The organism is Pantoea sp. NGS-ED-1003 (assembly GCF_000738765.1).
In the GTDB taxonomy this organism is placed as follows: domain Bacteria; phylum Pseudomonadota; class Gammaproteobacteria; order Enterobacterales; family Enterobacteriaceae; genus Pantoea; species Pantoea septica.
This window is the reverse complement of the sequence record NZ_JPQA01000006.1, coordinates 168,097-186,886: the sequence shown is the minus strand read 5'-3', so window position 1 is coordinate 186,886 and position 18,790 is coordinate 168,097. Positions and strand designations below refer to the sequence as shown.

The window sequence follows — 18,790 nt, the reverse complement described above, 5'->3', positions numbered from 1 at the left end:
GGGGAGCAAGGCGCAATGAATTCACTGTGGCAGCACTACCAGACGCTGAAAAGCCGTCATCCGAAAAAATATGCCCGCGAGCTGGCTGCGCTGATGGGCATCAGCGAAGCGGAGCTGTGTGCAGCGCGCGTCGGCCAGGAGGCGCAGCCGCTGAAGCCGCAGTTTCGCGAGCTGCTGTCGGCGCTGGAGGCGGTGGGCGAAACGAAAAGCATCACCCGCAATGAATATGCGGTGCATGAGCATCTTGGCCTTTATCAGAACCTGAAGCTGGGCGATCACGCCGGGCTGGTGCTGAACCCGCGCGCGCTCGACCTGCGCATCTTCCTCAGCCAGTGGCGTAGCGCTTTCTTTCTGCGCGAGCAGAGCGCGCGCGGCGAGCGGCAGAGCATCCAGATCTTCGATCGTCATGGCGACGCGGTGCTGAAAATCTACGCCACCGACCACACCGATATGGCGGCCTGGCAGGCGCTGATCGCGCGCTTTGTCGACGACGCGTCCGCCGCGCTGCATGTAGAGCCTGTGGAAACCGCCCGCTTCGCCGAGCATATCGACGTCGCCGCTATCGACAGCGAATGGCGCGCCATGACCGACGTGCATCAGTTTTTCGCTCTGCTGAAGCGTCATAACGTCTCGCGGCCTCAGGCGTTTCGCGCGGCGGGCAGCGATCTGGCGTGGCGGGTGGATAACGACGCGCTGGCGCGGCTGCTGACGCTGGCGCAGCGAGACGGCAACGAAATCATGATCTTCGTCGGCAATCGCGGCTGCACCCAGATCTTTACCGGCGCGGTGGAAAAAGTGGCGCCGATGGAGAGCTGGCTCAACCTGTTCAATGCGCGCTTCACGCTGCACCTGATGGCGGATCGCATCCACGAAAGCTGGGTGACGCGCAAACCGACCGGCGACGGCTTCGTCACCAGCCTGGAGCTGTTCGCGGCCGACGGCACGCAGATCGCCCAGCTCTACGGCCAGCGCAGCGAAGGCACGCCGGAGCAGGCGTGCTGGCGCGAGCAGGTGACCTCGCTGAGCGCGGCGGGAGAAGCCGTATGAAAGGGGTAATCGCCGGCCTAACGCTGCTGCTGGCGCTGCCGTCGCTGGCGGCGGAGCGGGTGATCTCCATCGGCGGCGACGTCACGCAGATCGTCTACGCGCTTGGCGCGCAGCAGGCGCTGGTGGCGCGCGACAGCACCAGCCAGCATCCGGCGCTGGCGAAGCGGCTGCCGGACATCGGCTATATGCGTCAGCTCAACGCCGAGGGCATTCTGGCGCTGAAGCCGACGCTGGTGCTGAGCAGCGAGCTGGCGAAACCGTCGCTGGCGCTGCAGCAGGTCGCTCAGGCTGGCGTTAAGGTGGTGGAGATAAGCGGCGAGAACAGCCTGGCGGCGATCCCCAAAAAGATCGCCGCCATCGGCAAGGCGCTGCACCGCGACGAAGAGGCGCAGGCGCTGGCGCAGCAGGTTAACCGGACGCTGGCGGCACTGCCGAAGCGGCCGCTGCCGGTGAAGGTGCTGTTTATTATGTCGCACAGCGGCATGAAGTCGCTGGCGGCGGGCAGCGATACCGCCGCCGACGGCGCCATCCGCAGCGCGGGCCTGATCAACGCCATGGCGGCGGTGCCGCGTTATCAGCCGCTGTCGCAGGAGGGCGTCATCGCCGCCGCGCCGGATCTGGTGGTGATCGGCGACGATGGGCTGAAAACCCTCGGCGACGAAGAGAAGGTGTGGCAGCTGCCGGGCCTGGCGCTGACCCCGGCTGGCCAGCATAAGAACCTGCTGGTGATCGACGAGATGGCGCTGCTCGGTTTCGGCCTGGATACGCCAGGCGCCATCGTTAAGCTGCGCAAAGCGGCGGAAGCGGCGCGGCATGAGTAATGCCGCCGCGCCGCGCTGGCTGGCGCTGATGCTGGCGAGCATGCTGGCGGCGATGGCGCTGGCGGCGAATCTCGGCGCGATGCCGCTGTCGCTGCGTGCGCTGTGGCGGGCGCCGCTCAGCGATATGGTCTGGCAGATCTGGCTGCATATCCGCCTGCCGCGCGTGCTGCTGGCGGTGCTGATCGGCATGGCGCTGGCGGTCTCCGGGGCGGTGATGCAGGGGCTGTTTCGCAATCCGCTCGCCGATCCCGGCCTGCTCGGCTTCAGCAGCGGCGCGGGGCTGGCGGTGGCGATCGCCATTCTTCTGCCGCTGACGCTGCCCCCGCTGCTGGCGCTCTGGCTGCCGACCCTGGCGGCCTTTCTCGGCAGTCTGGCGGTGATGGCGCTGATCTTCAGCCTCAGCCAGCGGGCACAGGGCAGCCTGGCACGGCTGCTGCTGGTGGGCATCGCCATCAACGCGCTGTGCGGCGCGGCGGTGGGCGTGCTCTCCTGGCTCAGCAACGACCAGCAGCTGCGTCAGCTTTCGCTGTGGGGCATGGGCAGCCTGAGCCAGGCGCAGTGGCCGATGCTGGCGGTTTGCGCCGCCTTTATCCTGCCAGCGCTGCTGCTGACGCAGCGACGCGCGCGCCATCTTAACCTGCTGCAGCTGGGCGAAGAGGATGCGCACTATATGGGCCTCGACGTCAGGCGCACCCAGCGGCAGCTGCTGACGCTGAGCGCGCTGCTGGTAGGTGCGGCGGTTTCGGTCAGCGGCATTATCGGCTTCGTGGGCCTGGTCGTGCCGCACGTGATGCGCTTCTGCCTTGGCAGCGATCACCGCTGGATGCTGCCCGGTTCGGCGCTGGCGGGCGCGATCCTGCTGCTGCTGGCGGATACGCTGGCGCGCACCCTTGTGGTGCCGGCCGAGATGCCGGTAGGACTGTTGACCAGCCTGCTGGGCGGTCCCTGGTTTCTCTGGCAGATCCTGCGCCAGCAGCGAGGAGTGGAATAATGGATCAGTTAGAGGCGCGCAGCCTGCGCTATGCGCGCGGCGGACGGGTGCTGATCGACGCGCTGGATCTGTCGCTGGCGTCGGGCGAGCTGGTGGCGCTGATTGGCCCGAACGGCGCAGGCAAATCGACGCTGCTGCGGATGCTGACCGGCTTTCTGACGCCCGATGAGGGCGAGTGTCGGCTGGGCGATCGTGCTTTAGCGGCCTGGCCGCGCGCGCTGCTGGCGCAGCGGCGCGCGGTGATGCGTCAGCAGAATCCGGTCGCCTTCGCGCTGCCTGCCGCCGACGTGGTGGCGATGGGCCGCGCGCCCTGGCCTGCCGCAGGCGCGGCGACCATTGTCGAGGAGGTGATGGCGCTGACCGGCTGCAGCGAGCTGGCCGGACGCGACTATCGGCAGCTTTCCGGCGGCGAACAGCAGCGCGTGCAGCTGGCGCGCGTGCTGGCGCAGCTCTGGCGCGACGGGGCGCCGCGCGGCTGGCTGTTTCTCGACGAGCCGACCTCGGCGCTCGATCTCTACTGGCAGCAGAAGACGCTACGGCTGCTGCACCAGCTGTCGCGCCAGAGCGATTTCGGCGTTTGCGCCGTGCTGCACGATCTCAACCTGGCCGCGCTCTGGGCGGATCGCATTCTGCTGCTGCATCAGGGCAGTCTGGTGGCGCAGGGCTCGCCGCAGGCGGTGATGACCGAGGCGACGCTGACGCGCTGGTATCGGGCGGACCTGCGCGTCTCTGCTCATCATGAAAGCGGTAGGCCGACGATTCAGCTGCGCGCATAAAGCCGTTTGGCTTATTATTCATGGCGTTAGCGCTTAGCGGCGCGCCGATTTTCGGCCATACTTTCTACTCTGAATCACTGAACAGGGAAGCAAGATATGAATGATGCATTAGATCAGGCCGCCGAACAGCTTGGCGAGCGGCTTCTCTCCTCTGAGTGGCGGTTAGCGACCGCCGAGTCCTGCACCGCCGGCTTGATTAGTATGACGCTGGCGAAAGTGGAAAACAGCGGCAACTTCTATACCAGCGGCTTCGTCACCTACAGCGATAATGCGAAAAGCCAGCTGCTCGGGGTGCGGCCGGAGACCCTGGAGGCGCATACCGCGGTGAGCGAACAGACGGCGCGCGAGATGGCGATCGGCGCGCGCGAGCGCTCCGGCGAGCCGGTCAGCCTGTCGATTACCGGCTATGCCGGACCGGACGGCGGCGAAGACGGCACGCCCGCAGGCACCATCTGGTTTGGCTGGACCTTGCCCGACGGCAGCGTGGTGGCGGAGATGCGACGCTTCGAGGGCGAGCCGAAAGCGGTGATGGAGCAGGGCGCGCAGTTCGCGCTCGAGCGTCTTGCGGTGCTGCTGCGCGACGCCGCCCTGCATCAGAACGCTTAACGGCAGTCGACAATCAGGCGGCCGCGCACCTTGCCGTCCAGCAGATCCTGCGCGCCCTGTTTCGCTTCGCTGAGCGGGATCAGCGTCGTCAGCTGGGTCAGCGTGTCGCCGTTCAGCAGTTCGCCGAGGCGCTGCCACGCCTGCTGGCGCAGCGGTTTCGGACACATCACGCTGTCGACGCCGGTCAGGGTCACGCCGCGCAGGATAAAGGGCGCGACGCTGGCAGGTAGATCCAGCCCCTGCGCCATGCCGCAGGCGGCGACCACGCCGTCGCGCTGGGTGGCGGCCAGCACGTTGCTCAGCGTATGGCTGCCGACGCTGTCGATCGCCGCCGCCCAGCGCTCTTTCGCCAGCGGCTTGCCGGGCTGCGACAGCTCGCTGCGGTCGATGACCGAACGCGCGCCGAGCGTATCGATCAGATAGCCTTCGTCGCTGGCGCGTCCGCTGGCAGCGATTACCTCAAAGCCCAGGCGCGCCAGCAGGCTGACGCTGAAGCTGCCGACGCCGCCGCTCGCGCCGGTGACCAGCACCGGGCCGCGATCCGGCGTCACGCCCTGTTTCTCCAGCGCCATCACGCACAGCATCGCGGTAAAGCCCGCGGTACCGATCGCCATGGTCTGTAGCGGGCTAAGCGTGGCGGGCACTTCAACCAGCCAGTCGCCTGGCACGCTCGCCTTCTGCGCCAGGCCGCCCCACTGTTTCTCGCCGACGCCCCAGCCGGTCAGCAGCGCCACGTCGTCCAGCCGCCACTCTGGATGGCGGCTGGCGGTAACGCGGCCGACGAAATCGATGCCCGGCACCATCGGGAACTGACGCACGATCGGGCCTTTATTGCAGATGGCGAGTGCGTCTTTGTAGTTCAGCGTGGACCAGGCGACATCGACGGTGACGTCATGGTCGGGCAGCTGGGATTCGTTGAGATCTTTCAGGTTGGTGCGGTAGCCTTGCTCATCATTTTCAATGACTAATGCTGTAAACATGCAGCCTCCGGCAATCAGGAAATGTGCCGGCCAGTCTACTCTTCCTCTACGGGAAGGGGTAGAGAGGGCGCAGGCGCTGCCTGAAAGCGCTACTAAATGCATAATCTTTCATAAAGCAAAGATAATTAAGCACTTATTTAATGTGCTCTTGTTTTAAATTCTTATTTATCAGTATTTTATGATTTTTGCTGTTGCGGGGTTATTAATTTGGGCGGGTTGTTCCCATGCTAAAAAAATGACATGATTGCGCCTCTTTTTGCCTGTTCGTCGAGGATGTCGCTATGGCCGGAACAATGCGCAGCCGCACCTGCCTCCGCTCGCTTTACCCTGTGCGCACGGCGCTCCTCTCTGCTCGCCGCTTTCAGCCGTTCCCGCGCGTCATGCGGTGAGGCCAGCTAAACGTTCGCTGTTGGGCATGCGTAAAGACAGACGCGATCTGGCTTTACTGATGTCTATCGGGTGCGGCTTTACCTTTTGCTCCGTCTCCGCTTCCGCCTGACGTTATTCGCCGGGGAATCTTCCCTATTGCCGTGCCTCTGGCACCCACTCATCCTTCACCGTTGGGGATTTGTGTTATGACACCACTGAAAATTGCCGCCAGCGCCGCTGTGGCTCCCAGCCTTACCCTGAATACCGGGCGTGACGTAGTGACGCTGGACAACACCGACTTTACCGACGTAGCGGCGGTGGTCGTCTCGCTGGCCGATACGCGCAGCGGCGTGCTGGCGCTGTTGCGCCATACCGGTTTCAATCTGCCGGTATTTGTCGCCAACGCCTATGAGGAGGAGGTGCTGCATCTGCCGGGCGTGACCGGCGAGCTGAACGGCTCCGCGCAAGAGTGGGCGGCGCTGGAAGCGGCCGCGGCGGAGTATGAGGCGAACCTGCTGCCGCCGTTTTTCGATACCCTTACGCGCTATGTCGATATGCAGAACAGCACCTTCGCCTGTCCAGGGCATCAGGGCGGGGCGTTTTTCCGTAAGCATCCGGCGGGACGGCAGTTTTACGATTTTTACGGCGAGAACGTTTTTCGCTCCGACATGTGCAACGCCGACGTTAAGCTCGGCGATCTGCTGATCCACGAAGGCTCGGCGAAAGATGCGCAGAAATTCGCGGCAAAGGTATTTAACGCGGATAAAACCTACTTCGTGCTGAACGGCACCTCCAGCGCCAACAAGGTGGTGACCAACGCGCTGCTGACGCGCGGCGATCTGGTGCTGTTCGACCGCAATAACCATAAGTCGAACCATCACGGCGCGCTGATTCAGGCGGGCGCGACGCCAGTCTATCTGGAGGCGGCGCGTAATCCTTTCGGGTTTATCGGCGGCATCGACGCGCACTGCTTCGACGAGGGCTGGCTGCGCGAGCGAATCAAAGAGGTGGCGCCGCAGCGCGCCGGAGAGGCGCGTCCTTTCCGGCTGGCGATTATTCAGCTCGGCACCTACGACGGCACGGTTTATAACGCGCGTCAGGTGGTAGATCGCATCGGGCATCTCTGCGACTACATTCTGTTCGACTCCGCATGGCTCGGCTATGAGCAGTTTATTCCGGTGATGGCAGGCACCTCGCCGCTGACGCTGGAACTCACCGCGCAAGACCCGGGCATCTTTGTTACCCAGTCGGTGCATAAGCAGCTGGCCGGTTTTTCGCAGACGTCGCAGATCCATAAAAAAGATAACCATATTCGCGGTCAGAAACGCTTTTGCCCGCACAAGCGGCTGAACAACGCTTTTATGCTGCACGCTTCTACCAGTCCCTTTTATCCGCTCTTCGCCGCGCTGGACGTTAACGCCAAAATGCATCAGGGCGAAGCGGGCCGTCAGCTGTGGCAGGCGTGCGTGACGCTCGGCATCGAGGCGCGCAAGGCGATCCTCGATCGCTGCGAGATGATCCTGCCGTTTGTACCGGAGCAGGTAGACGGCAAACGCTGGCAGGATGCGCCCACGGAGACCATCGCCCGCGACAGCCGCTACTTCAGCTTTGAGCCAGAGGCGAAATGGCACGGTTTTGCCGGTTACGCGCAGGATCAGTATCTGGTCGATCCCTGCAAGCTGCTGCTGACGACGCCGGGCATCGACGCGGCGAGCGGCGAGTATGCCGACTTCGGCATTCCCGCCACCATTCTGGCGAACTACCTGCGCGAAAACGGCATCGTGCCGGAGAAGTGCGACCTTAACTCTATTCTGTTTCTGCTGACGCCGGCAGAGAGCGCGGAGAAGATGGCGCATCTGGTGGCGATGCTGGCGCAGTTCGAACAGCACGTCAGAGAGGATGCGCCGCTGGCGGAGGTGCTGCCGACGATTTATCGCAAGAATCAGGCGCGCTACAAGGGCTATACCCTGCGTCAGCTGTGCCAGGAGATGCACGATCTCTACGTCAGCTTCGGCGTGAAGGATCTGCAGAAGGCGATGTTCCGCCAGAAGCGTTTCCCGGCGGTGAAGGTAAACCCGCAGGACGCGCATCAGGCTTATATTCGCGGCGACGTCGAGCTGGTACCGATCGCGCAGGCCGAAGGGCGCATCGCCGCCGAAGGCGCGCTGCCTTATCCGCCAGGCGTGCTCTGCGTGGTGCCGGGCGAGGTGTGGGGAGGCGCGGTGCAGCGCTATTTCCTGGCGCTGGAAGAGGGCGTCAATCAGCTGCCGGGCTTCTCGCCGGAGCTGCAGGGAGTTTATACCGAGGATGACGGGCAGGGGCGTCTGCAGCTGGTGGCGAATATGATGGTGGAAGGGCGCCAGGCCGGGCGGTAGCGGCGGCGGGTTCCGTCCCGCCTGACGGGAAGTTTGCCTGCTGCGCAGGCGGGCTCGGTGTTCGCTGCGCGAACCGGCTATAAGCGGTTCTGCCCAATAGGAAATTGTCTGCTGCGCAGACGGGCCCTGGTGCAGGTTTCGTTCGCCCGATAACTGGGCAGTTTCATTTCGCCCGTTGCGGGCGACCGAGCAGGGCCGGTAGGCGCCGGCCCTGCACCCGCGCCCCGGGCCAGCTCACCCGCCCGCTGCGCGGGTTCCTTCGCTTCGTCAGGATTTCGGACGGACCGCGCAGGACAGGCCGTCCTGGCCTGGCCTGCGCTTTCGGCGACGTCCTGTCGCCTCATCCTGAAATCCTTCCTTCGCTCAGCGGCTGCGATGGCCCCCACAACCCCCGCTGCACGTTCTGATTATTGAAGGCGCAACTTCGTCGCTGAAAGCGCAAGCCATGTGATCAGACGACACAGTCTTTAATAAAAAATAAGGAAATTACAGGCGAGGGGTTGGTAGAGGCATCCGACACGCTGAGGCGCGCACGGCGGCCAGGACGAGCCGGCAGGAGGTCGGCGAGAGGGAGGGCCAGGCCAGGACGGCCTGTCCCGACGGGTCCGTGCGGCCGACGTAAGCAACGAAGGGACCGCGCGGAGCGCGGCGTGGAGGCTGCCGGAAGCCGGGATTGTTAAGGGGCTGGCGAGCCCCTTAACACGCACGCCAGCAGCGGAGCGGCTGAAACTCCCTGCCGCCTGGCGGGCGGAACCCGCTCAGAGCCGCCTGCGCAGCAGGCCAACCTGCCTGGCGGGCGGAACCCGCTCAGAGCCACCTGCGCAGCAGGCCAACGCCTGGCGGGCGGAACCCGCTCAGAGCCGCCTGCGCAGCAGGCCAACCCGCCTGGCGGGCGGAACCCGCTCAGAGTCCGCCTGCGCAGCAGCCACCCTGTCAATAACGTCGATAGCTGCGCTGCGCCGTACTCACCTTATACAAATAGCGGCGCGACTCCGCAGACGGATGCTGCGTCGTCAGCGTGTTATAAACCTGGCTCGGCGACATATTATTAATGGCGTTAAAGGCGCGATCCTTATCGCTGGAGAAGACGCGCAGCACGCTGCCCGCGCCGCCGTTGTAGGCGGTAATCACCGCATAGCGACGCGACAGCGGATCCTGAATCCCGCCCAGATAGCTTTTCTGCAACAGCGAAAGATAGGCGGTGCCCGCATCGATATTGTTCTCGGGATCGAGCAGATAGCTGCGGCTCGGCTTGCCCCACTTGCCCTTCATACGGAACACATCGACGCCTGCGGTATGCTGCACCACCTGCATCAGCCCCAGCGCGTCGGAATGGCTGACCGCATAGGGGTTGAAGCTCGACTCGGTCTGCATAATCGCCAGAATCAGCGACGCGTCGACGCCATACTGCTCGGCGGCCTTACGCACCATCGGCAGATATTTGTGCGCACGCTTGTCGAGGTGGTTAGGCACCATCGGTATGGTGACCGAGTAGATGACATGCAGGCCGGAAACGCGACGCTGCAGTTTATTTTGCAGCAGGTAATCGGCGAAGCTGCCCGCGCGGCCCTGCCAGCGAATCGGCTGACCGGTGTTGTCCAGCACCTGGCCGTAGAGCAGCGGCTCTTTACTGATGACGATATCGTTGGCGTCGGAATAGAGATCGACATTACCTGGATCGTCGCCGATCAGCAGCGTGGTCACGATCGCCTGGCGCAGGCTGGCCATCGGATCGGTACCAGAAATGGTTTCGATAGTAATGTTGCCGCTTTCGAAGTTGATATGGCTGCGGGTGTAATAGTTGTCGCTGTATTTGACGTAATCTTTCGGTCCGGCGATCAGGACTTCGTTGATACCCCAAATGTTCTCGATGTTATGCGCAAACTGGCCCATTAAAATATCGAAGCCGTTGGTGTCCTTTACCCACTCTTCGTGATACTGCGAAGACTTCTTTCCTGAACAGGAGACCAAAAGAGGAGCGATCACCAGCAGTGCGAGTAATTTCTTATTCATTGTAAATACGTGCCTGACCCGGAAAAGAGAGGGGCCTCAACGCTGAGGCCCTAAAATTTATGCTTCTGGCGGCGTATAGCCTTCGATGTGGACCTCTTTGCCTTCAAACAGGAAATTCACCATCTCCTTCTCCAGCACTTTACGGTCTTCCGGATTCATCATGTTGAGCTTTTTCTCGTTGATCAACATGGTCTGTTTGGCCATCCACTTCTGCCAGGCTTCTTTCGAGATCTCATTGTAGATGCGCTTACCGATTTCGCCCGGATAGAGCTGGAAATCCTGCCCTTCGGCGTCGCGCTGTAGAAACGTACAAAAAATCGTGCGGCTCATTACTTTTCCTCTCTAATCTCATGCCGGTGCAGGGCCAGCTGTTGCGGGTGACGTAGCTCGTGCAGAAGCCGCTCAACCGGCGCCGCAAGCCCCACTGACGGCGGCTGGGCTAAGTTATACCAGAGACCGCCGGGTTCATCCATCGCCGCCCCGACAGATGACCACGATAGCCACATTGGCACGATATCCAGATGGAAATGGCTAAAGGTATGGCGAAAAGCGGTGAGCTGCTGCGGCTTCGCCGCGATGCCGCGCGCCTGCAGCCAGTCGTGCAGCGCATCCTCTGTAGTGAACTGCGGGAAGCAGAACAGACCGCCCCATAATCCCACAGGCGGACGCTGCTCCAGCCAGACATCGTCGCCATCCTGCAGCAGCAAAAACCAGCCGCTGCGCTCCGGCAGGATCTGCTTCGGCTTTTTGCCGGGATAGCTCGCCTGGCTATTGTTGGCGTAGGCGATACAGCCGCTGTTAAGCGGACAGATGTCGCATTTGGGCTTCAAACGGGTGCAGACCAGCGCGCCGAGATCCATCATCGCCTGATTGAACTGGCTGACGCCCTCTGCCGGCGTGACCGTTTCGCTGATTTCCCACAGCCGCTTCTCGACATCCTTTTTACCCGGCCAGCCGCCGACCGCATAGCAGCGGGCCAGCACGCGCTTTACGTTGCCGTCGAGGATGGGGAAGTGCTGGCCGAGCGACAGCGACAGCACCGCGCCTGCGGTGGAGCGTCCCACGCCAGGCAACGCCGCAACGTCGTCGAAGTTGCGCGGGAACTCGCCCTGATGCTGGTCGGCTATCTGCTTCGCCGCCTTATGCAGGTTGCGCGCGCGGGCGTAGTAGCCCAGCCCGGTCCAGAGGTGCAGCACCTCGTCGAGCGGTGCGGCGGCCAGATCGGCGACGGTGGGAAAGCGCGCCATAAAGCGTTCGAAATAGGGAATAACGGTGGCGACCTGGGTTTGCTGCAGCATCACTTCAGAGAGCCACACCTTATAGGGCGTTTTCTCCTGCTGCCACGGCAGGGTCTTGCGGCCAAAGCGCTGATACCAGTCCAGCACCTGTTGCGCGAACTGCGGCGCTTGCATCATAAGAAGGAAATTTTCCGTGATTACTCTACACTCAGGCAGGCATTCCAGCACAGGCGCGGCCCCGGTGTAAACCTGAAGATCGCAAGGGCTTGCTTCTGCTAATTAACTTTGCATAATGCGCCTTTCCCCAAACAGGCTACTCAGCAGGCTACAACATGATTAATGACGTCATCACTCCGGAATTTGATGAGAACGGGCGGCCGCTGCGCCGTATACGCAGTTTTGTGCGCCGCCAGGGGCGTCTGACCAAAGGGCAGCAGCTGGCGCTCGACCAATACTGGCCGGAGATGGGCGTTGAGTTTCAACCCGAGCCGCTGGATCTGACGCGCCTGTTTGGCCGCGACGCGCCGGTGGTGCTGGAGATCGGCTTCGGCATGGGCGCGTCGCTGGTGACCATGGCGCAGAATAATCCGCAGCAGAACTTCCTCGGCATCGAAGTGCACGCGCCGGGCGTGGGCGCCTGTCTCGCCTCCGCGAAAGAGGCGAACGTCGAGAACCTGCGCGTGATGTGCCACGACGCGGTGGAAGTGCTGGAGAAGATGATCCCGGATAACTCGCTGCGCATGGTGCAGCTTTTCTTCCCCGATCCCTGGCATAAAGCGCGCCACAACAAGCGCCGCATCGTGCAGACGCCTTTCGCCGAACTGGTGATGCGCAAGCTGAAGCTGGGCGGGGTGTTCCATATGGCGACCGACTGGGAAGCCTACGCCGAACATATGCTGGAAGTGATGAACGGCATCGACGGCTATAAAAATCAGTCGGAAACGCAGAATTACGTGCCGCGTCCTGAGACGCGTCCACTGACCAAATTTGAGCAGCGCGGGCAGCGACTGGGCCACGGCGTTTGGGACTTAATGTTTGAGAGGATTAAATAATGGCCACACATCGCAGCCGCCGTTTACGTAAAAAACTGCATATCGACGAATTTCAGGAGCTGGGCTTCTCGGTCGCCTGGCGCTTCGCCGACGGCACCACGGAACAGCAGATTGATAAAACCGTCGACGACTTTATCAACGAAGCGATCGCGCCGAACGGCCTGGCCTATGACGGCAGCGGCTATCTGGTGTGGGAAGGATTGATTTGTCTGCAAAAGACCGGCAAGTGCACCGACGAGCACCGCGAGCTGGTGCGCAAGTGGCTGGAAGATCGTCAGCTGAGCGATGTGCAGGTTACCGAACTTTTCGACGTCTGGTGGGACTAAGTTCCGTATCGGCCTGGCTTGCTTGCGCTATTGACGCCGGGCAGTGCTCGCCTTCCTCACGTACTGCAGTACGCTCCGGAGGCTGTGCGCTGGCCTTCGCCAATAGCGCTGCGCCGCCGACGGCCGACCTGTCATTACAGCGCCTGGTTCACATAGTAGGGAGAGATTATGGTTCGTAAAACGCTTATCGCCGCGCTGCTGCTGGCAGCGACGCAGGCGCAGGCTGCCTGGGAGTGCAGCGTCAAACCGCAGGATGACGTGGTGATTAAGCCGCAAAGCGTGCAGGTGGTCGGCGCAAACGGGAACCTGCAGATCTCCCCGCAGGGCGATGTGCAGTTCAACGGCCAGAAGGTGGCGGTGAACAATACGCAGCGTCAGCAGGCTATCGACTACCAGAACGCGCTGCGTCGCGATCTGCCGTGGATCGATACCGGCGCCTCGTCGCGCCTGGAAAAAGGCCGCATCGCGCTGGATAAGGTGATTGTCGAGAAGCTCGGCGCCGACAGCAACGTGCGTAACCGCCTTACCACGCTCAACGGTCAGCTGAAGCAGCAGATGAACCGTATTATCGAACATCGCGACGACGGCCTGACCTTCCATCATCAGGCGATCGACCAGGTGCGCGCCGACGGCGAACGTCTGGTGCAGAGCACCATGGGCGGCGTGCTGCAGGACAGCCTGAACGAGATGGGCAGCAAGCAGGCGAGCGGCAGTAATCCGCTACAGGCGATCATGGGCAACCTGGGCGGGCTACAGCGGTCGATTCAGGCGGAGTGGAGCAATCAGGAGCAGGATTTCAAAAACTTCGGCCAGGAAGTCTGTAACCGCGTGATTAGCCTTGAAGATCAGCGCAAGAAGCTGGTCGGCAGCGTGAAGTCGTAAAGAAAGCGGCGCGCTTGTCGATGTCAGGCGCGCCTTGCGAGGTTACTCGTTGCCCCACTGGTTAAGAAACTCAGCGATCTCGTCAATACGCTGCGCGTCGATGCCCGCTTCCACAGCCATCTCCTGCTGCGCTTCTTCGCTGATTTCCTCGTTATTCATCAGACGCGTAATCAGCAGCTGGAAATAGCGCGCCAGCGAATCGCGTTCCGAGTCGCTAACCGGCTTGTCGCTCTCCGTCGCATACTCATCCGCAACGTCGTAATATCTGATTGGTATTTCATCGTTCATAAAGAGTCTCCAGGATAACGCCTGTTGTACTTGCGGGACTGTCTGCCGTATCTCAGACCTTGAGCATTTTCGCTGTGGCATCTACGTCGATCTCATCTTCCGAGAAGATCAGCGTCGTTCCCTGGAAAGTGGTGATCGCCAGTTTTCTCACCGCGCGCATTTCGCCAGGCTTAGCGTCGGTTTTCGGCCGGATGTTATTCAGCAGCGAACCCACAGAGAGCACGGTATTCTCTTTATCGATGCGGCTATCCGCCGGCACCTCTTCGCTGAAGACCACGAAAGATTTGATTGCGGTGAGCTTGATGCGCTCGCCAGCGATAAAGATATATTTGCTCTCCGGGAGCACCTTCACAGCATAAGCTGACGGCCCCTTGCTGTTGGTGGTGGGTTCGAAGGTCACCGCCGCATTCTTTTTGATCAGCTCAGGGTTGGCGACCTTGATCACATGAAAATAGCGGTTGTCGCCGTTTTCATCTTTGATAAATCCAAAACCCTTGTCCTGAAACCAGGTTGTGATCGTTCCGTTCATCGCCGTTACCGCCTGTTTAATCGTTAATCTACTCAGTTTTTGCAGCGCGCAGTGTAATGCACAATAGCAGTGCCGACTACGGCTTTGGGTAAGTGTGGATGATAAATTTAACGGGTGCGAGAAGAGAGCGGGCCGCTCGAGGGGAAACAGATATGAAAAAACCCGCACAGGGCGGGTTTTTTTCATTATCAGCGGCAGCTTAGCCGCTCAGGCTTGCGCCTTCATCGCTATTGTAAGCGTCGCTGATAACAGGCGCGTCTTACAGCGCGGTGACGTTGCCGGCAGCAGGGCCTTTAGCACCATTTTCGATGGTGAAAGAGACTTTCTGGCCTTCGTCGAGGGTTTTGTAGCTGTCGCTCTGGATTGCAGAGAAGTGTACGAATACATCTTTGCTGCCGTCGTCCGGAGTGATGAAGCCGAAACCTTTGTCAGAGTTGAACCATTTTACTAAACCAGTCATTTTGTTAGACATAGATATTTCCTTAATTTATGAGCCACTTAAAGCGGCGATGATGGCCTGAGAATTACTTATGGGGCGCTTAGGAGGAGCTCACGAAGAAGGGTATCTTTGGATAACACTTGAACTGAGGACTGCTTTACTAAAACTGCTTTCATAAGGTCTGTATTCCAAACCGATGGCGCTATTAAGCCACAGGGCATGAGGTCTGGCAACATTTATATTAATTTATTTTAACCACTTATACACCTGGACGGCTGCATGGATAGAAGCTTTGCGGACTTATCCGCTAATGCAACACGTCACCCGTCTCGCTGAGATGGTAGCCAGTTCACAACTCTGGGCTTAGCCAGCCGCTGGCCGCCTGCGCGCATGATAGTCTTGCCTGATGCCGCGCACTCGCTCCTGTATAACGGGTTGTATGAAACGCAGATTGCCTTTTCAGGTAAAACTCTTTCTCTCTCTGGTGCTGTTTTCCTGCCTGCTGCTAGCGCTGCAGGGCGCGATCCTGTTTCATTTTATCGACCGGCAGCTGCATCACGATCTGGGGCAGCGCGCGCGCGTGCAGGCGAGCGAAATTGCGCTGATGCCCGGCCTGGCGGAGAAGGTGGCGAGCCGCGATATCGCGGCCATCGCCCGCCTGATCCAGCCGCTGCGCGAGCAAAGCGACGCGAGCTATATCGTGATCGGCGACGCGCGCGAGCAGCATCTCTACCACTCTGAATCGCCCGAGCGCCTTAACTTGCCGCTGATTGGCGGCGATAACGCCGAGGTGCTGCAGGGGAAAACCATTATTTCGGTGCGGAAGGGCGGCATCGGCGTATCGCTGCGCAGCAAGGCCCCCATCTTTGATGCCCGCCATCAGGTGATCGGCATCGTCTCGGTCGGTTATCTCACCTCCTATATCGCCAATATCAACGTCAGCCTGCTGTGGCAGGCGAGCCTGTACGGCCTGGCGCTGCTGATTTTGCTGTTTATATTTTCATGGGCTTTTAGCCGCAACCTCAAGAAGCAGATGTTCTGGCTGGAGCCGAAAGATATCGCGCTGCTGGTGCTGCAGCAAAAAGCGCTGCTCGAGGCGATGTATGAAGGGGTGTTCGCCGTTAACGCCGAAAAGCAGCTGATCTTAATCAATCGCGCCGCCAGAGAGCTGCTGGAGCTCGATCGCAGCGAGAGCGAACTGCTGGGCAAGCCGCTGCATGAGGTGATGCAGATCCATCCCGCTTTTCTCAGCCAGAGCGGCGGACAAGAGAGCGGACGCCAGCACGATCAGATCACCGTCCTGAATCAGCGTCAGGTGATCGTCAACCGGGTCGCTATCGATCTTGAACCTGGCGTGCCGGGCGGCTGGGTCTGCAGCTTCCGCGATAAAAACGACATCAACACCCTGAGCAGCCAGCTGAGCCAGGTAAAGCGCTATGCGGATAACCTGCGCATTATGCGCCACGAACAGCTCAACTGGACCGCCACGCTGGTGGGGCTGCTGCAGATGCAGCGCTACGACGATGCGATGCGCTATATTCAGGCGCAGTCCGCCGGCGCGCAGCAGGTGCTCGATTTCGTCTCGGCGCGCTTTACTTCGCCAGCGCTGTGCGGACTGCTGCTGGGGAAATATGTCAGCGCGCGGGAAAAAGGGGTCGAGCTACAGTTCGATCCCGCCTGCCAGCTCATGCGCATCCCCGCGACCATTAGCGAAACCGCGCTGATGTCGGTGGTGGGCAACGTGCTGGATAACGCCGTAGACGCTACGCTCAACGTGAAAAAACCTGCACCGCCGGTGGAGCTCTATATTTCCGACCGCAATCAGGAGCTGTTGATCGAAGTGGCCGATCAGGGCTGCGGCGTGGACGAACAGCTGAAGCCGCATCTGTTCGAGCAGGGCGTGACCAGCAAGCCCTCCTGCGGCGACGATCCGCTCGGCTCGGAGCACGGCATTGGCCTCTATCTGGCGGCAGGATACGTTCATCAGGCGGGCGGTAGCATCGAAATCAACGACAATGCGCCGCAGGGAACGATTTTCACCATTTTTATCCCGTTCCCGTCCGCCGCTTCGACAGGAATTTCTTATGAACAACGCTAAGCCGCTCAAGGTGGTGATTGTGGAAGATGAGCCGCATCTCGCCGATTTGCACCGCGAGTTTATCGAGCAGCATTTCCATCTGCGCGTGGCGGGCATTGCGGCCACGCTGGAGCAGGCGCGCCAGCTGATCGAGCAGCATCAGCCGCGGCTGGTGCTGCTCGACAATTATCTGCCGGACGGGCAGGGCGTCACGCTGATCGACGACCCACTGCTGAAGCGTTTTGACTGCTCCGTGATCTTTATTACCGCCGCGAGCGACATGCAGACCTGTAGCCATGCGATGCGCAGCGGCGCGCTGGACTATCTGCTCAAGCCGGTCTTTTTTCACCGCCTGCGCGCCTCGCTGGAGCGCTTTATGCTGCTGGTGCAGACGATGCGCCAGATGACCAATGTGGACCAGCATGCGCTGGACAAGCTGTTCAACCTGCCAGCCAGCGACGCGCCGCCCGCGCCGTCGACTAAAGGCATCGAGTCTCTGACCCTGACGCGAGTTAAACGCTTTTTCAGCGATGCGCCTGACCGCAGCTGGTCGGTGGAGCAGGTGGTAGAGAGCGTCGGGATCAGTAAAACCACCGGCCGCCGTTATCTGGAGTATTGCGTGGAGATCGGCTTTATAGGCGTCGAAATGCAGTATGGCAATATCGGCCATCCGCGGCGGCTCTATCGCAAAATTAGCGGCCTGTAATAGTGTGATCGCGCGCAATAAGGGCACGCGTCGCCTACGTGGTTTTAATGGTGTTAATTGCCGAAAAAACGCCAATAATCACACTTCGCGAAGATAACGCCTGGGCACCTCTTGTCTGGCGGACCCGATCGGCTATGTTGACCCTTAGTTCCTAAAGTGTAACTAAAAGGTTAAATATAATGTCGAACAAATATCCTCTTACTCTGGTTGCCGCTACCGTATTAATCTCCTGTTCCGCCTTCTCCGCGCCGCCGCAGGGCTATCCGGCGGACTATCAGGGCGTTATCGACGCCGCGACCAAAGAAGGCAAAGTGGTGATCTATTCCACCACCGACACCAAAGCCGCAGGGCCGCTGATCAAGGGGTTCGAAGCCACCTATCCCGGCATCAAAGTCGAATATAACGACATGAACAGCACCGAGCTGTACAACCGTTTTATCAGCGAGCAGGCCTCCGGCGGCACCAGCGGCGACGTGGTCTGGAGCTCCTCCATGGATACCGGCCTGAAGCTGGCGACCGACTATGCCCAAGAGTATCAGTCGCCCGAGCTCGCTCAGCTGCCGAAGTGGGCGGTGTGGAAAAACCGCGCGTACGGTACCACCTACGAGCCGGTGGTGATTATCTATAACAAGCGGCTGATCCCGGCTGGCGAGGTGCCCGATTCACACGCCGCGCTGGCGAAGCTGATCGCCAGTCAGACCGACAAATTCAAGAGCAAAGTCACCACCTACGATATCGAAAAATCGGGGCTGGGCTTTATGCTGTCGGTGCAGGATTCCAAAGCCGATCCGCAATATTTCAAAACCTTGTCTGAAGTGGCGAAGGGCGGATTAGCGGTACAGTCCTCTACCGGCACCATGATGGAGCGGGTCTCCTCCGGCGAAAACCTGATCGGCTTCAATATTCTCGGCTCCTATGCCGAAGCCCGCGCCAAAACCGATCCTTCGCTGGGCATATCTTATCCGAAGGATTACACGCTGGTGCTGTCGCGCGTCTCCTTTATCAGCCAGCAGGCGCAGAACAGCCATGCGGCGAAGCTGTGGCTCGATTACGTGCTCTCTGAAAAAGGGCAAACCATTCTGGCGAATCAGGCCGACATTCCCTCGCTGCGTAACGATATCGAAGGCAAAAACGATATCGACGGCCTGACCAAAATGTTAGGCAATGCGCTGAAGCCTATCCCGGTAGACGAAAGCCTGCTGGAGTACCTGCAGCCGAAAAAACGTCTGGATTACATCAAACAGTGGCGCGCAGCCGCCGGTAAATAACGGCAGT

The 18,790-nt window shown here is 60.7% G+C and carries 19 protein-coding genes; 12 read left to right on the top strand and 7 right to left on the bottom strand.

The features are described from left to right. Nucleotides 1-15: 15 nt before the first annotated feature. From JS46_RS13965 to JS46_RS13945, 5 genes are all read left to right on the top strand, one after another. Nucleotides 16-1,047, top strand: a complete 1,032-nt coding sequence (locus JS46_RS13965; RefSeq protein ID WP_033752321.1) for a hemin-degrading factor — start codon at nt 16-18, stop codon at nt 1,045-1,047. Then, on the top strand, nt 1,044-1,868 hold the full coding sequence (locus JS46_RS13960; RefSeq protein ID WP_033752319.1) for a hemin ABC transporter substrate-binding protein: 825 nt from the start codon (nt 1,044-1,046) through the stop codon (nt 1,866-1,868). The genes JS46_RS13965 and JS46_RS13960 overlap by 4 nt, the downstream gene beginning before the upstream one ends. After that, complete coding sequence (locus tag JS46_RS13955) at nt 1,861-2,859, top strand: iron ABC transporter permease (RefSeq protein WP_033752317.1); 999 nt, start codon at nt 1,861-1,863, stop codon at nt 2,857-2,859. Before JS46_RS13960 ends, JS46_RS13955 begins: the two co-directional genes overlap by 8 nt. Then, nucleotides 2,856-3,635, top strand: coding sequence for a heme ABC transporter ATP-binding protein (locus tag JS46_RS13950; protein ID WP_033752316.1), 780 nt, complete (start codon nt 2,856-2,858; stop codon nt 3,633-3,635). Before JS46_RS13955 ends, JS46_RS13950 begins: the two co-directional genes overlap by 4 nt. Nucleotides 3,636-3,731: 96 nt before the next feature. Next, nucleotides 3,732-4,241, top strand: coding sequence for a CinA family protein (locus JS46_RS13945; RefSeq protein ID WP_033752315.1), 510 nt, complete (start codon nt 3,732-3,734; stop codon nt 4,239-4,241). Here JS46_RS13945 and JS46_RS13940 read toward each other — a convergent pair. After that, a complete protein-coding gene (locus tag JS46_RS13940; protein WP_033752313.1) occupies nt 4,238-5,221 on the bottom strand; it encodes an MDR family oxidoreductase in 984 nt (327 codons plus the stop codon). The two genes, JS46_RS13945 and JS46_RS13940, sit on opposite strands and share 4 nt — an antisense overlap. 575 nt (nt 5,222-5,796) lie before the next feature. On the opposite strand from JS46_RS13940, the gene JS46_RS13935 reads away from it, so the two are divergent. Continuing rightward, the gene (locus JS46_RS13935) at nt 5,797-7,965 is read left to right on the top strand and encodes an ornithine decarboxylase (RefSeq protein WP_033752311.1); all 2,169 of its coding nucleotides are present in this window, start codon (nt 5,797-5,799) and stop codon (nt 7,963-7,965) included. A gap of 933 nt (nt 7,966-8,898) precedes the next feature. On the opposite strand, the gene mltC is transcribed toward JS46_RS13935, so the two are convergent. The 3 genes from mltC to mutY are packed head-to-tail and all read right to left on the bottom strand — an operon-like array spanning nt 8,899 to nt 11,393. Further along, nucleotides 8,899-9,978 carry a membrane-bound lytic murein transglycosylase MltC gene (gene mltC / locus JS46_RS13930; protein WP_033752308.1) on the bottom strand — a complete coding sequence of 360 codons (1,080 nt, stop codon included), beginning with the start codon at nt 9,976-9,978 and terminating at the stop codon, nt 8,899-8,901. 57 nt (nt 9,979-10,035) lie between these two features. Next, a complete protein-coding gene (locus tag JS46_RS13925) occupies nt 10,036-10,308 on the bottom strand; it encodes an oxidative damage protection protein (RefSeq protein WP_033752305.1) in 273 nt (90 codons plus the stop codon). After that, nucleotides 10,308-11,393, bottom strand: coding sequence for an A/G-specific adenine glycosylase (mutY, locus tag JS46_RS13920; protein ID WP_033752302.1), 1,086 nt, complete (start codon nt 11,391-11,393; stop codon nt 10,308-10,310). The genes JS46_RS13925 and mutY overlap by 1 nt, the downstream gene beginning before the upstream one ends. 155 nt (nt 11,394-11,548) lie before the next feature. Between mutY and trmB the strand changes: the two genes are divergently transcribed. From trmB to JS46_RS13905, 3 genes are all read left to right on the top strand, one after another. Next, complete coding sequence (gene trmB, locus JS46_RS13915; RefSeq protein ID WP_033752299.1) at nt 11,549-12,268, top strand: tRNA (guanosine(46)-N7)-methyltransferase TrmB; 720 nt, start codon at nt 11,549-11,551, stop codon at nt 12,266-12,268. Further along, nucleotides 12,268-12,594, top strand: coding sequence for a YggL family protein (locus tag JS46_RS13910; RefSeq protein WP_033752296.1), 327 nt, complete (start codon nt 12,268-12,270; stop codon nt 12,592-12,594). The genes trmB and JS46_RS13910 overlap by 1 nt, the downstream gene beginning before the upstream one ends. A gap of 168 nt (nt 12,595-12,762) precedes the next feature. Further along, on the top strand, nt 12,763-13,476 hold the full coding sequence (locus JS46_RS13905; RefSeq protein ID WP_033752293.1) for a DUF2884 domain-containing protein: 714 nt from the start codon (nt 12,763-12,765) through the stop codon (nt 13,474-13,476). Nucleotides 13,477-13,518: 42 nt separating this feature from the next. Here JS46_RS13905 and JS46_RS13900 read toward each other — a convergent pair whose 3' ends face one another. The 3 genes from JS46_RS13900 to cspA form a co-directional block, all read right to left on the bottom strand. Beyond that, on the bottom strand, nt 13,519-13,764 hold the full coding sequence (locus JS46_RS13900; protein ID WP_033752291.1) for a DUF2543 family protein: 246 nt from the start codon (nt 13,762-13,764) through the stop codon (nt 13,519-13,521). Nucleotides 13,765-13,816: 52 nt separating this feature from the next. Continuing rightward, nucleotides 13,817-14,293 carry a cold-shock protein gene (locus JS46_RS13895; RefSeq protein WP_033752289.1) on the bottom strand — a complete coding sequence of 159 codons (477 nt, stop codon included), beginning with the start codon at nt 14,291-14,293 and terminating at the stop codon, nt 13,817-13,819. A 259-nt stretch (nt 14,294-14,552) separates the two neighbouring features. Further along, on the bottom strand, nt 14,553-14,765 hold the full coding sequence (gene cspA / locus JS46_RS13890) for an RNA chaperone/antiterminator CspA (RefSeq protein WP_023479762.1): 213 nt from the start codon (nt 14,763-14,765) through the stop codon (nt 14,553-14,555). Nucleotides 14,766-15,171: 406 nt separating this feature from the next. Here cspA and JS46_RS13885 point away from each other — a divergent pair, with 406 nt between their 5' ends. The 3 genes from JS46_RS13885 (at nt 15,172) to JS46_RS13875 (ending at nt 18,783) form a co-directional block, all read left to right on the top strand. Beyond that, nucleotides 15,172-16,830, top strand: coding sequence for a sensor histidine kinase (locus JS46_RS13885; protein ID WP_033752281.1), 1,659 nt, complete (start codon nt 15,172-15,174; stop codon nt 16,828-16,830). Then, nucleotides 16,817-17,515, top strand: a complete 699-nt coding sequence (locus tag JS46_RS13880; protein ID WP_033752278.1) for a response regulator — start codon at nt 16,817-16,819, stop codon at nt 17,513-17,515. The genes JS46_RS13885 and JS46_RS13880 overlap by 14 nt, the downstream gene beginning before the upstream one ends. A gap of 179 nt (nt 17,516-17,694) precedes the next feature. After that, on the top strand, nt 17,695-18,783 hold the full coding sequence (locus JS46_RS13875) for an ABC transporter substrate-binding protein (protein ID WP_033752275.1): 1,089 nt from the start codon (nt 17,695-17,697) through the stop codon (nt 18,781-18,783). The last annotated feature ends 7 nt before the right edge of the window (nt 18,784-18,790 follow it).

Excerpts from the sequence above, each read along its gene's own strand:
- JS46_RS13965 (WP_033752321.1), top strand. The coding sequence starts at position 16 with ATGAATTCACTGTGGCAGCACTACCAGACGCTGAAAAGCCGTCATCCG.
- JS46_RS13960 (WP_033752319.1), top strand. The coding sequence starts at position 1,044 with ATGAAAGGGGTAATCGCCGGCCTAACGCTGCTGCTGGCGCTGCCGTCG.
- JS46_RS13955 (WP_033752317.1), top strand. The coding sequence starts at position 1,861 with ATGAGTAATGCCGCCGCGCCGCGCTGGCTGGCGCTGATGCTGGCGAGC.
- JS46_RS13945 (WP_033752315.1), top strand. The coding sequence starts at position 3,732 with ATGAATGATGCATTAGATCAGGCCGCCGAACAGCTTGGCGAGCGGCTT.
- JS46_RS13940 (WP_033752313.1), bottom strand. The coding sequence starts at position 5,221 with ATGTTTACAGCATTAGTCATTGAAAATGATGAGCAAGGCTACCGCACC.
- JS46_RS13935 (WP_033752311.1), top strand. The coding sequence starts at position 5,797 with ATGACACCACTGAAAATTGCCGCCAGCGCCGCTGTGGCTCCCAGCCTT.
- mltC (WP_033752308.1), bottom strand. The coding sequence starts at position 9,978 with ATGAATAAGAAATTACTCGCACTGCTGGTGATCGCTCCTCTTTTGGTC.
- JS46_RS13925 (WP_033752305.1), bottom strand. The coding sequence starts at position 10,308 with ATGAGCCGCACGATTTTTTGTACGTTTCTACAGCGCGACGCCGAAGGG.
- mutY (WP_033752302.1), bottom strand. The coding sequence starts at position 11,393 with ATGATGCAAGCGCCGCAGTTCGCGCAACAGGTGCTGGACTGGTATCAG.
- trmB (WP_033752299.1), top strand. The coding sequence starts at position 11,549 with ATGATTAATGACGTCATCACTCCGGAATTTGATGAGAACGGGCGGCCG.
- JS46_RS13910 (WP_033752296.1), top strand. The coding sequence starts at position 12,268 with ATGGCCACACATCGCAGCCGCCGTTTACGTAAAAAACTGCATATCGAC.
- JS46_RS13905 (WP_033752293.1), top strand. The coding sequence starts at position 12,763 with ATGGTTCGTAAAACGCTTATCGCCGCGCTGCTGCTGGCAGCGACGCAG.
- JS46_RS13900 (WP_033752291.1), bottom strand. The coding sequence starts at position 13,764 with ATGAACGATGAAATACCAATCAGATATTACGACGTTGCGGATGAGTAT.
- JS46_RS13895 (WP_033752289.1), bottom strand. The coding sequence starts at position 14,293 with ATGAACGGAACGATCACAACCTGGTTTCAGGACAAGGGTTTTGGATTT.
- cspA (WP_023479762.1), bottom strand. The coding sequence starts at position 14,765 with ATGTCTAACAAAATGACTGGTTTAGTAAAATGGTTCAACTCTGACAAA.
- JS46_RS13885 (WP_033752281.1), top strand. The coding sequence starts at position 15,172 with ATGAAACGCAGATTGCCTTTTCAGGTAAAACTCTTTCTCTCTCTGGTG.
- JS46_RS13880 (WP_033752278.1), top strand. The coding sequence starts at position 16,817 with ATGAACAACGCTAAGCCGCTCAAGGTGGTGATTGTGGAAGATGAGCCG.
- JS46_RS13875 (WP_033752275.1), top strand. The coding sequence starts at position 17,695 with ATGTCGAACAAATATCCTCTTACTCTGGTTGCCGCTACCGTATTAATC.